The organism is Bradyrhizobium sp. SOJA106 (genome assembly GCF_059448745.1).
The window spans coordinates 3,561,634-3,573,116 of the sequence record NZ_CM182549.1 but is presented as its reverse complement, the minus strand read 5'-3'; the positions used below and the strand labels follow the sequence as shown (position 1 = coordinate 3,573,116).

15 protein-coding genes are annotated in these 11,483 nt (G+C 60.8%); 2 read left to right on the top strand and 13 right to left on the bottom strand.

The features are described from left to right. Positions 1–24: 24 nt before the first annotated feature. Together AC5V87_RS16035 and AC5V87_RS16030 are read right to left on the bottom strand one after the other, a co-directional pair. On the bottom strand, positions 25–894 hold the full coding sequence (locus tag AC5V87_RS16035) for a COG3904 family protein (protein ID WP_495371576.1): 870 nt from the start codon (positions 892–894) through the stop codon (positions 25–27). A gap of 111 nt (positions 895–1,005) precedes the next feature. Beyond that, positions 1,006–1,278 (bottom strand): hypothetical protein, encoded by a 273-nt coding sequence (locus AC5V87_RS16030; RefSeq protein ID WP_495371575.1) that lies wholly within the window; start codon positions 1,276–1,278, stop codon positions 1,006–1,008. Positions 1,279–1,574: 296 nt separating this feature from the next. Here AC5V87_RS16030 and AC5V87_RS16025 point away from each other — a divergent pair, with 296 nt between their 5' ends. Continuing rightward, positions 1,575–1,790, top strand: coding sequence for a dodecin family protein (locus AC5V87_RS16025; protein ID WP_283049107.1), 216 nt, complete (start codon positions 1,575–1,577; stop codon positions 1,788–1,790). A 715-nt stretch (positions 1,791–2,505) separates the two neighbouring features. Here the strand turns inward: AC5V87_RS16025 and hemA are convergent. The 5 genes from hemA to AC5V87_RS16000 form a co-directional block, all read right to left on the bottom strand. Next, positions 2,506–3,735 (bottom strand): 5-aminolevulinate synthase, encoded by a 1,230-nt coding sequence (gene hemA, locus AC5V87_RS16020; protein ID WP_495371574.1) that lies wholly within the window; start codon positions 3,733–3,735, stop codon positions 2,506–2,508. Positions 3,736–3,978: 243 nt separating this feature from the next. Then, positions 3,979–4,698 carry a hypothetical protein gene (locus AC5V87_RS16015; RefSeq protein WP_495371573.1) on the bottom strand — a complete coding sequence of 240 codons (720 nt, stop codon included), beginning with the start codon at positions 4,696–4,698 and terminating at the stop codon, positions 3,979–3,981. After that, positions 4,695–5,321, bottom strand: a complete 627-nt coding sequence (locus AC5V87_RS16010) for a flavin reductase family protein (protein WP_495371572.1) — start codon at positions 5,319–5,321, stop codon at positions 4,695–4,697. The genes AC5V87_RS16015 and AC5V87_RS16010 overlap by 4 nt, the downstream gene beginning before the upstream one ends. 107 nt (positions 5,322–5,428) lie before the next feature. Further along, positions 5,429–5,689, bottom strand: coding sequence for a hypothetical protein (locus tag AC5V87_RS16005; protein WP_495371571.1), 261 nt, complete (start codon positions 5,687–5,689; stop codon positions 5,429–5,431). A gap of 49 nt (positions 5,690–5,738) precedes the next feature. Then, a complete protein-coding gene (locus tag AC5V87_RS16000) occupies positions 5,739–6,578 on the bottom strand; it encodes an SDR family NAD(P)-dependent oxidoreductase (protein WP_495371570.1) in 840 nt (279 codons plus the stop codon). 100 nt (positions 6,579–6,678) lie between these two features. On the opposite strand from AC5V87_RS16000, the gene AC5V87_RS15995 reads away from it, so the two are divergent. Further along, positions 6,679–7,647, top strand: a complete 969-nt coding sequence (locus tag AC5V87_RS15995; protein ID WP_495371569.1) for a LysR family transcriptional regulator — start codon at positions 6,679–6,681, stop codon at positions 7,645–7,647. A 33-nt stretch (positions 7,648–7,680) separates the two neighbouring features. Here the strand turns inward: AC5V87_RS15995 and AC5V87_RS15990 are convergent, their stop codons facing one another. The 6 genes from AC5V87_RS15990 to AC5V87_RS15965 all read right to left on the bottom strand — a co-directional run bounded on the left by AC5V87_RS15990 (position 7,681) and on the right by AC5V87_RS15965 (position 11,482). Next, positions 7,681–7,890, bottom strand: a complete 210-nt coding sequence (locus tag AC5V87_RS15990; protein ID WP_057020993.1) for a hypothetical protein — start codon at positions 7,888–7,890, stop codon at positions 7,681–7,683. After that, entirely contained in the window at positions 7,887–8,063 is a 177-nt protein-coding gene (locus AC5V87_RS15985; protein ID WP_495371568.1) for a hypothetical protein, read from the bottom strand. The genes AC5V87_RS15990 and AC5V87_RS15985 overlap by 4 nt, the downstream gene beginning before the upstream one ends. Further along, a complete protein-coding gene (gene clpX / locus AC5V87_RS15980; protein ID WP_495371567.1) occupies positions 8,063–9,340 on the bottom strand; it encodes an ATP-dependent Clp protease ATP-binding subunit ClpX in 1,278 nt (425 codons plus the stop codon). The genes AC5V87_RS15985 and clpX overlap by 1 nt, the downstream gene beginning before the upstream one ends. A 7-nt stretch (positions 9,341–9,347) precedes the next feature. After that, entirely contained in the window at positions 9,348–9,581 is a 234-nt protein-coding gene (locus AC5V87_RS15975; protein WP_495371566.1) for a DUF6894 family protein, read from the bottom strand. A gap of 186 nt (positions 9,582–9,767) precedes the next feature. After that, the gene (locus tag AC5V87_RS15970) at positions 9,768–10,091 is read right to left on the bottom strand and encodes a hypothetical protein (RefSeq protein WP_495371565.1); all 324 of its coding nucleotides are present in this window, start codon (positions 10,089–10,091) and stop codon (positions 9,768–9,770) included. A gap of 215 nt (positions 10,092–10,306) precedes the next feature. Continuing rightward, on the bottom strand, positions 10,307–11,482 hold the full coding sequence (locus AC5V87_RS15965; RefSeq protein ID WP_495371564.1) for an HlyD family secretion protein: 1,176 nt from the start codon (positions 11,480–11,482) through the stop codon (positions 10,307–10,309). Position 11,483 lies beyond the last annotated feature (1 nt).

Genomic DNA, 11,483 nt, shown 5'->3' with positions numbered 1-11,483 from the left:
AGAGTTGCGGCTTCCTCTAACCCGCTACTCTTGTCCACGCGCCTCCACTGCGGCCCTCACGCCGCCCATCCACCCCACGGCTTCAGCCGACTGGATCGGTTTCGCGGGCTCCGGAGATGTCACGCTCGCAGCGGCACTGCCAACGAAGCCGCCCCCCTGTACTGGCTTGGGCGTGAGCTCGACCACCGCTGCGTTTGGGCTACCCGGCTGGTCAATCATATCTGTGTTGACGAGATTGGTCAGTCGCAATTCGTCCCGTGACAGCTCGTGTAGATCTTCCCAGGGCGGCACATTCAGCGAAAGCGATAACAGATCGCCGGCCCCTCCCATGTCGAACGTGTATTTGACGAGACGCCCAATATCGCGTTCCACGATCGTCAGATCATCTGCGCTATAAGTCGCGGCCCTGGCGTCGTTGGCGCGGTCCCCCATCCATATCTGATGCACACGAACATGGGCGGCCTCGGGCACGTAACGCATCTTGCCAGACAGAAGCAGGAACACGCACATCGATTCGCAATAAGCCGCGGGCGCTATATTGAGAGGATCGCCCTGCGCCGTATTGATCTGAACGCCGCCACCGACGGTGGTCAGCACTCCGAGATTGCGCCAGCGCCGTCCAAGCGCGATCGCATCGTTGACCGAACCGCCGCTGGAATCCAGCGCGATGGTGACGCCGTCGAGCTGTCGGCCGCGCGCGAATTCATCGAAATCTCTTGGACTATCGGCGGTCACGATGCCGACAGCACTGATCCAGTCCCGACAATTGGGCTGGCAAGCAACCCAGCTAAATTTCATCGGCAATTTGCGTTCTTCGACCGCAACGCCGGCATGCGCCGAACTGCTCAGCATGGCCACCAATGCGATGCAAAGAGCGGCGCCGATGAGCAGCATCCAACCTCGAATTTCCGCCCAAGGAGCGCGAGCAGAGGTTGGATCGGAGGTACGGGCACAATCCAAGGATCCGGCCCTCGAGACGAGCATGATTCCGTAACCTCGGCCTAACTATCGAGTGGGGCTGGCCGCGTCGCGGCGGTGGACATACAGTGGCGACAGCTGGTGCTGCCCGGCCGGCGGTACTGCTCGACCATCGAATTTCAGCCAGGGTTGATGCTTGGCACGCCATTTAGGACCAGGGCCGCGCATGTAGTGCAGCTCGGGTCGGTAACTGTCGCGCACGTCCAGAATCAGGTTGCGAACCACACCGGCGAAATCGGAGGCTGACTCGGCCGTCCTGCGAGCAAAACCTGACAATGCGGCTGCATCCATGATTGTCATCACGTGTCTCCTCGATTGCCGCGAGAGATGGGACAATTGACGCCCCGAGCGTAGTCCACGAGAGGAGAAGCAAACCATTGCACAGAGGTCGATTGCGGACGGTACTTTGGCTAACAAGAGCAAACCTAAGTTTATGTGCCCGAGCCTCAGCCGGCCTTCAACCTGCCGCGATGCAACACGGCCCAACTCACTGCCCTGCGGTGATACCGCGTCCTTTCAGCATCGACATCGTGATGCTAGGTTCGACGTCGACAGGAAGTACCTGCTTCCTGGCTCATACCGGACGGGAGAACAACATGGCTGAGAGCGTCTATAAGGTCATTGAGCTCATCGGGACCAGCGACACATCCTGGGAAAAGGCCGCCGCCAACGCAGTTGAGCAAGCTGCAAAATCCCTGCGAGATCTTCGAGTTGCAGAGGTCGTTAAGCTCGACATGCAACTGGACGCCCAGGGAAAAATCGAAGCCTATCGCGCCAAACTCAACGTCTCATTCAAATTCGAGGGCTCCTGACTGAAGTGATCTCGTTTCACGGCCGGGTCGTCGACTGCCAATCGGCCTCGCATTGACATTTCAAGCGAGTCCTCCCGAAGTCGCTCCTCCGCGAATGCTTTTCTGGTCGTAAGCCGGCCTATATCAGCTTGACCTGTTCGACCCAGCTTACAAAGCGTGGGTGTCTCGCAAATCTTCTCTCCAATGCCGCTAATTCTTGTCGAAAAATCGAGAGAGAAAGAGTGTTTTGATATCGGGCTCTCTTATTTTCCAGACCTCCGATGGGAGGTGGCCATGCACTTTGAGCTCATAAAGCTCGAGGATCGAGTAGATGACTTCATGTGCTGCTCGACGTTCTTCCGGCGTCATCTCCAAATTGCCAGGCCTGTCCCGTCTGTCGAAAGCAGTCGTTGGGAGGTTGCGCCTCACGTCAGAGATTCGATCGGAATATTTGAGAAATATCTCGGCTCCCAAGCGCCTATTGAGTGTAAAGCGCAGTGTAGATGGCAATACTGCCAACAATGACGGTGCCAAGCGTCATGAATCGGAGAATATGATCAAGCACCTGCATTCTCCTTCGGCCGGATTACATCGTTTTGAGAACCTTGGCCATGCCAGGAGCGCTGTCACCACCACCGAACCTGCTTGAATACATGGTGCTATGCACCGGCGCATCTGCGAATAAACGTTGGTATTTGGGTTAAAGCGCACCACCGAGGCTACCCTGGGATGGTGTTCACTCTGCCGCGAGCGCGCCGTAACGGAGAGGTAAACCGAGGTGCTCCCAGACATGGGCCAGCGCCTCGGCAAGCGCATTGATGAGAGCGTCATCGTGGCATGGTGTCGGCGTGATGCGCAGCCGTTCGGTGCCGCGGGGAACGGTCGGATAGTTGATCGGCTGGACATAGATGCCGTGCTCGGTAAGCAGCAGATCGCTTGCCTGCTTGCACTTCTCGGGATCGCCCACCATCACGGGGACGATGTGCGTCTCGCTGGGCATGACCGGCAGGCCTACCGCATTGAGCACGGCCTTCACCCGCGCCGCACGGTCCTGATGGCGGTTGCGCTCCCATTGCGACGTCTTGAGGTGCCGGATTGCGGCGGTGGCGGCGGCGCACACCGCCGGCGGCAGCGCCGTCGTAAAAATGAAACCGGGCGCGTAGGAGCGCACCGCATCGATGATATCGGTACTCGCCGCGATATAGCCGCCGACACAGCCGAACGCCTTCGCCAGCGTCCCCTCGATCACGTCGATACGGTGCAGGGCACCTTCCCGCGCGGCGATGCCGGCGCCGCGTGGGCCATACATGCCTGCCGAGTGGACCTCGTCGATATAGATCATGGCGCCGTAGCTTTCCGCGAGGTCGCAGATCTGTTTCACTGGCGCGACGTCGCCGTCCATCGAATAGAGCGCCTCGAACAGGATCAACTTGGGCCGCTCCGGCGCCTCCGCAGCCAGCAATTCTCGCAGATGACCGACGTCATTGTGGCGCCAGATCTTCTTTTCCGCGCCGGCGCGATGCACGCCCTCGATCATCGAGTTGTGGTTCCAGGCATCCGACAGGATCACGCAGTTCGGCAGCAGCTTGGCGATGGTCGAGATACCGGTCTCGTTCGATATATAGCCCGAGGTGAAAACCAGGGCCGCCTCCTTGCCATGCAGGTCGGCGAGTTCACGCTCCAGCTCGACCAGCGGATGGTTGGTGCCTGAAATATTGCGGGTGCCGCCTGCGCCGGCGCCCACGCGAGTGGCCGTTTCAACCATGGCTCCGACCACCTTCGGATGCTGGCCCATGCCAAGGTAATCGTTCGAGCACCAAATCACGACAGGCCGCGGGCCGTTCGGGGAATACCATGTCGCATGCGGGAAATGACCGGCGATGCGCTCGAGATCGGCAAATACGCGGTACCGCCGTTCGGCACGCAGACGAGCAAGCGCGGCAGAGAAGAAATGATTATAGGTCATGGAGCAAGATCCGGCGTCCTCGCATCATCAGGCCTTGAAGGGGCGGCCGGTCCTCCGGGAGGAAAAGGACCGGCCGCGGGAAGCCGCGGCGGGGACAAGGCGCCGGGGCCAAGCACGTGTGAGTATCGCTTCGCTCCGTTGAGCCCACTAGTACGCGACAGGAGGCGCCGATGCGAGTGAAGCAATGCAAATCCCGGCAAATCGTGGCGAATGCGTAAGGGCAGCGCATCGGCCAGCAGCAGCCTAAGAGAAGACAACCTCGCTGATGTCGATAGACACCATCAGCATATCCAGAATCGGACGCCGGTCGGGACCGCGCGTATAGGCGCGCCGCTTGCTCGGCAACCGCATGCCGTTGGCCTCGGTATATTCCAGCATCAGTTGCGCGGCGGGGAAGCCACCGGCGATGTTGACACTGTAGTCGTGGCGGCGGAGCTCAAGTTGCTCGTCGAAGAAGAAATCCTGAATCTGGCAATGCGTCTCGATCGAGCCGGGGAGATAAACCCGCAGCACTCGCCAGGTCTCTTTACCCTCCTGCCAGGGCGCTATCTCCTCGACGCGGAAGCCGTCCATTGCAAAGGCGAAAGGCGTCGCAAGGTAGGTCCATAGGGCTTCGCCGTTGAAATAGGCGCGATGGAGGGGATCCCCGGGTGTGTGCATCTGGTGTCCGGCAAATGAATCCCTGGGCATGCGCCGCTCGGCAACGACGGTGCCGTCCAGCTTCTCGATGGCGATCCGGTCGGGCGTGAACATCGTGCGCTGATCGGCCGCGCCATAAGGTGTGACGGACGATCGCTCCTCGTGCAGCCATACAGTCATGCGGCGCGGATTCGCGTCCTGCAGGACGCCTTTCAAGGCAAAGAAGCCGCCGCCGCTGACAATCGTGGCCTCAACCTTGTTGTAGCTACGCCAGCGCTCCAGGCCGCCATGGGCGTCGAGAACTTTCGTGAGCAACTCGTTCATGGCTTTCCCCTCCAATCCTCTAGTGCGATCGCCGGCATTTCAAAGCGCTCACGCGTGCGCGTGTACCAACCGCCTTCCATGCGGCCGATCAGGTCAAGCTTTTCGGCATCGACGTGCTGGCGCGCCGCGTTGGTCACGGCCTCGTCCCTGACATGCACCATCAGGATCTTGCCGAGCACCAGGCTGAAGCTGCCGAGCGCGATTTCCTGCATGAAGGTGCACTCCATCGAGACCGGCGCATCCGCGATACGGGGAGCGCCGACCCGCATCGAGGGTGCCAGCGACAGTTCCGCCTCTTTCGGCTCCTCGACGCCTCTGGGAAAGGCAATCGACGTGACGCGCATCTGCTCGGCCAGTGCGAACGGCACCAGATTGACCACGAACTGCTCGTTGCCGCGAATATTGGCGCGCGTGTCCTTTGGCTCAGCCGGTCCCTTGCTGCCAATGCCAATACCGACGGTCGCGGGGTCGCTGCCGAAGACATTGAAGAACGAGAACGGCGCGGCGTTGATGGCCCCGGCAGCATCCCGCGTCGTCACCCATGCGATCGGCCGCGGCAAAACTGTCGCCAGCAGCAATTTGTAGCGCTCGGGCGCGCCCATCTTTTCGAAATCGAACTCCACAGCTTCTCCAATCCTCAGCTTGAGTGGCCGATCCGGTAGGAGCTAAAGCGCGATGGGATCAGATTGAATCACCATCGCGCGTTGGCTCTTTGGTTACGCATAAGCCGTCAGCTTTGAGGCTTGCTGCCGAGAAGCTGCTTGTGCGCCGTCAAGACCTGGATCTGACTGGGCGAGGCAGGCATGCCACCCAGCGTCAGCGCGGCAACGGAGGAAGTCTCCTCAACATGCCCCGCGCCCATTACGGAAACCTGGTGCGCGGTGATCGGGAAGCCCGTTGATTCATAAATGGGGAGTTCGGCAGCGGCGGCCGCACCAATTCCGTTCGCGATGGCGAGGGCAACGGCGGCAAACAGCACTAAACGTTTCATGGCACATCTCCTTTCGTTCGACTTTCCTTGGGTTACGGTGGTGATTGGACTACTTTGCAGACGCTACGGCAGCCTTCGGCGTGGGGCCGGTCGCTCCGCCCCCGTATCGGGGAGCCGGAACGGCGCTTGAGAGCTTGCCGGACATCGCGCGGCGCGCGGCCTCGTATCTGTCCCAGTCGGCCTTGTCGGCGAGCGCGGGAATGGTGACGACCTCACCTTGGTCGAGACCGGCCAGAGCGGCGTCGACCATATCGTCGGCGGACATCACGATCGCGGCCGGGAGGTGGTGCAACGGCACGCCTGCGGCGTCCCAGAAATCTGTCGCGGTTGCGCCGGGCAGGACGGCCTGGATGCGCACACCCTTCTCGGCGAGTTCGTGATGCAGCGAGAGCGAGAAAGCCAACACGTAGGCCTTGCTGCCACCGTAAACGCCATTGAGCGTCTCGGGAGAAATCGCGACGATCGAAGAAATGTTGATGATGGTACCGACGCCACGGGCGACAAAGCCCGGGGCTGCGGCATAGCTCAGGCGCGTGAGCGCGCCGACATTGAGACGGATCATCTCATCCATTTTTGCGACGTTGGCGTTGAGCAGCGGCGCTGTGGCCCCGACGCCGGCATTGTTGACCAGGAGCGTGATGTCCACGTTGGCGCGCAAGATGGCATCGATCTTGGCGAGATCCGTCTTGTCGTTGAGGTCGGCTGCGACCGTATCAACGGAGCGGCCGCTTGAACTGCGCAAGCGCTGCGCCAGGCTGGCGAGACGGGTCTTGTCGCGGGCGACCAGGATCAGGTCATAACCACGCTTGGCCAGACGATCGGCATAGATGGCTCCGATGCCAGCGGACGCGCCCGTGATGAGGGCAGTGCCTTTGGTCGTAGTGCTCATGGACGTTCTCCTTTGCCGTCCACACCTATGACCTTCCGAAATTTGACGCTATACGTTACTTTTGAGAGCTATCTTTCCACAAAGTGGAAGGGACGAACCGATGGATCGCCTGGAGTCGATGTCGACTTTTCTGGCCGTGGTCGAGACTGGCAGCTTGTCGGCCGCCGCGCGGCGACTGAAGACGCCACTTGCAACGGTCAGCCGCAAGGTCTCCGAACTGGAGTCCCATCTCCGCACGAAACTGTTCAACCGTTCAAGCCGCAAGCTGGTCCTGACCGATGCAGGCAGCTCCTACTTCGCCGCGTGCAAGCGGATCTTGGCTGATGTAACCGAGGCCGAGCGCGCCGCATCCGGTGAATATTCTGAGCCGACCGGAGAGCTGATCGTAACCGCTCCGGTGGGACTTGGCCGCGCTTACCTCATTCCGATCCTCGCGGATTTCCTCAAGGCCTACCCGGATATCAAGGCAAGCTTGCAGCTCGCCGACCGCGTGCAGAGCCTGTTTCAGGAGCAGATCGACCTTGGCTTACGAATCGGTCCCCTGCCCGACAGCAGCCTGATTGCGGTACGCGTCGGCACGACGCGTCGCGTGGTTTGCGCCAGTCCAGCCTACCTCGCAGCCCACGGAGCACCGCGCACGCCGGACGAACTCGCCGGGCATGATTGCATCACCTATGCGGGTTTCATGTCGCCCGATGTCTGGACATTCTTCAAGAATAAGACAGCTGTCGCGGTGCCCGTACGCGCACGGCTTGTGGTCGGCAGCGCGGAAGCAGCCTGTGACGCAGCATGCGCCGGCATCGGCATTACCTCTGCCTTCGCCTATCATTTCCAGGCGGCGCTCAAGCGCGGTGATCTCACGACTCTGCTCGATGAGTTCCAGCCCGAACCGCTGCCGGTCAATCTCGTGTACGCGGCCAACCGGTTTCTGCCGATCAAGGTCCGCGCTTTCCTCGATTTTGCTGCGCCGAGGCTCAAGACAGTTTTCGGGGAGTTCCAGCCGCCCGCTTCGGGTCAGCCACCAACAAAGAACTTGCGGAAATCCGGACCAATATCCAGCTCGATCTGAACCACCGAACCTGCTGGCGACCCAATTTCTACCTTAGGCTCCCCTGCCGTCCTGTTTGCCGATCACGCAGCGCCATGCCGCGAGACGCTCGGCCGGATGCTGCGTCATCCAGTCGGCAAGCTGCGGCGCGCCCATCAAGCATGACTGCACCGAGACGTTGGCGAAATCCGACGTGGTGACGATCTGCTCGTGGCAATTCGCCGGAGAAGACAGGCTGCAAAGCACCGCAATGATCTTGATCACGAGACAACTCCGGCATTGATGTTGCTGATTGCTTGACCCATCGGCGGTTTCTTGTCCTGCTTGCTGACGGGAGCCGACGGGATGACGCTGTCGCTAATCGCGCAGGCTTCATGAATCGGGCGGCTTCGTTCGCGCCCAGACGCTTGGATAAATCGAAAGAATTCTTCCATCATCAGCCTCTTCTGAATTGCGCGCCGCCCGCCACCGCACGATCGGGCCGATCGGCGTAGATGTAGAGCGGACGCGCGGTCCCCTCCACCACTTCGCGCGAGATCACGACTTGCTCGACACCTTCGAGGCCCGGCAGATCGAACATGGTCTCGAGCAGGATGCTTTCGAGGATCGAGCGCAGGCCGCGCGCGCCGGTCTTGCGCTCGATCGCCTTGCGCGCAACCGCGCCAAGTGCCTCGTCGGCGAAGGCCAGTTCGACGTTCTCCATGTCAAACAGGCGCTGGTACTGCTTCACCAGCGCGTTCTTTGGATCGGTGAGGATCTTCTTCAGCGAGATCTCGTCCAAGTCCTCGAGCGTGGCGACCACCGGCACGCGGCCGACGAATTCCGGAATCAGCCCGTACTTCGAGAGATCCTCTGGTTCGACATGGCGAAAGATCTCGCCGCTGCCGCGGTCGTCCGGGGCAAGTACCTGGGCTCCGAAGCCGATCGAGGTCGAACGGCCGCGCGCGGAGATGATTTTCTCCAGCCCCGAGAACGCACCACCGCAGATGAACAAGATGTTGGTGGTGTCGACCTGCAGAAGCTCCTGCTCCGGATGCTTGCGGCCGCCCTTCGGCGGAATTGAAGCCACCGTGCCTTCGATGATCTTGAGCAGCGCCTGCTGCACGCCCTCTCCTGACACGTCGCGAGTAATCGACGGATTCTCGGACTTGCGGCTGATCTTGTCGATTTCGTCGATATAGACGATGCCGCGCTGGGCACGCTCCACATTGTAGTCGGCGGCCTGCAACAGCTTCAGGATGATGCTCTCGACGTCCTCGCCGACATAGCCGGCCTCTGTCAGCGTGGTGGCATCCGCCATCGTGAAGGGCACGTCGAGGATGCGGGCGAGCGTTTGCGCCAGCAGCGTCTTGCCCGCACCTGTCGGCCCGATCAGCAGGATGTTCGATTTCGCGAGCTCGACGTCGTTGTGCTTGGTCTGGTGGTTGAGCCGCTTGTAGTGATTGTGCACAGCGACGGACAGCACCTTCTTGGCGTGGCTCTGGCCGATCACATAGTCATCGAGGACCTTGCAGATGTCCTTCGGGGTCGGGACGCCGTCAGGCGACTCCACCGGCGAGAACCGGTTCTCCTCACGGGTCATGTCCACGCAGAGCCCGACGCATTCGTCGCAGATGAACGCCGTCGGCCCTGCGATGACCTTGCGGACCTCATGCTGGCTCTTGCCGCAGAAGGAGCAGCACAGCGCATTTTGTGTAAGTGAATGAACTGCCATAGCGACCTCAATGCGATTTGCCGAGCACGAAAGTGAAGGGAACAACAAACAGTTCACCGCCCTGCTCGTCGCTGACATGCAGGGCCCAGTCACGCCAATCCTCAAGGCTGCGCTCGTCGATCAAGGATCGAACGATGCGGGTCGCATGATCGCACGCCTCAGTGAGATCATCCACCAAGGCGCCGCGACGATCGACGAACACCTTCTTCGTGTTGGAGCAGTGGAAGTAGACCTGAGTCACGTTCAGTCTCCTTTTGGCTCGAATGGGGAGCAGCGAAAGTCACGCGTCGCTCGTGTCCTCGAGGAGGCGGCGCCAGGCAGGCAGCGGCGAAGCAACGAATATTTGGAACCACATCCAGGTGGTCATCAGCGGAAACAGGATCATCTGCGCACCTCTTGAGTTGCGATTGGCCACGAATGGTGAGGCTCAGCTGCCGCACTTTGTCGCCAGCAGGTCGTTGAAGGCGTTGATCACGGAATCGAGCGCGGCCAGGACCCGCGCTCCATCGACGCGGTTGGCTGCCATTTGCCGCAACATCACCGACTCGTAGAATGACGCGGCGTAGGCGCGACAGCTCTTGTCTTTCTCTTCGGGAGTGGCCGACTGGCTCTGCACGGTCGGCCAGCGCTTGCAAAAGGCATCGACGTCCTTGCTTGAGGTACATTCAGCCGCAAGCGAGGGGGCCGCAGATGCGACGATCGCGGCGGAAGCGATGAGAACGGCTAATCTCCTCATGATCGAACTCCGCAAGGGGAATTGTTACGAGGAGAGTTACAGTTCTTCAGGCGATCTTCCATTGCGCGCGAGTCGCTCCGGGTACAGCTGTGGTTGCATCAACTGAACCTTGGCTTACCGAGCGACTCTGTATGGTGCGACGGCCTACCTTCGTTCGAGGTGACACGAGTTGACGCAGTCAGCCTGCGCGCTGGCGAACATGCTGACCGCGCTGAAGCTGTCGTGCAGACTCACGCCGGGTTTGGAATGCAGCCCGTCCGCGCCGAGGCTCTGCCGATCAATCCGTACAGGCTCGTTTCGAGTTCGGCGCGGGCTCTTTGCAAGAGCGTTGCGCTCTCGCCATCCGTGCCGTCCCGAATCGTCACAGTTGCTGTCAGACCCGACACCAGCGGCACGCCGGCCGGAACGTGATCAATCGCGATTCGGACCGGCACGCGCTGCGCCAGACGGACCCAGGTGTAGACCGGATCGACGTTGGGCAAGCCCTGCGTGGCAGCGGCCGCATTGGATACGCTGACGCCACGCGTCACTGTTGCGATATGTCCTGTAATCGGCGCCGAATAGCCCATCAGCTTGGCCTCGGCACGGTCACCTACGCACAGCCTCGCCAGCTTGGTTTCCTCGAAATAGCCGTCGACCCAATAGCTGTCCGTGTCGATGATGGAGACGTTTGCGGCACCAAGATGCGCGTAGTCACCCTCCCGGAGCAGGAGATTGGTGACGATTCCATTCACCGGACTGCGCACTTCAGTACGCTCCAGGTTGATCTCCGCCTGCGCAACCTGCTGCTCGGCCGATTCGACAGCCGCCTTTGCCTGAAGCGCGTTTCCCTCATAGACCTGCTTCTGCTCGGTGGACGCAGCCAGATCAGATAAGCGGCTCCGCCGCTCGGACTGCAATGCCTTCACGCTCAGATCCGCCATCTTCTGCTGGAGGGCCGCCTTGTTCGTGCGCAGCGCCACCTCGAAATCAAAGGGGTCGACGACGTACAGGACGTCACCCTTATGAACAAATTGGTTGTCGACGACTCGCAGCTCCTTGATTCTTCCGGAGATCTCGGGCGCAACACTCGCCACCTGCACGCGCAGCCGCCCATCGCGCGTCCACGGTCCCGCGTTATACTGGTCCCAGGACACGAGCGCAGCCAACACCGCAGTGGCGGCGATTCCGACGGTCGCCAGCTTGCGCACCAGAAGCCGCCCGGTTCGCGAGCCATCGTTTCGGAGTGGCGGCGTCGATTTCACTGGTGCCGGTGCGGTCGGCCCATCATCCGTGTGACCTTCCGATACCCTCAGCGCCGGTTGGTCGACCAGGCTCACTCGACGAACCGATTCCTCAGTTGCACTCGGCAAAGCGGCATTTGCCTGTATCTCACGAACAGTCACATCATGAACGACCGCATCCATG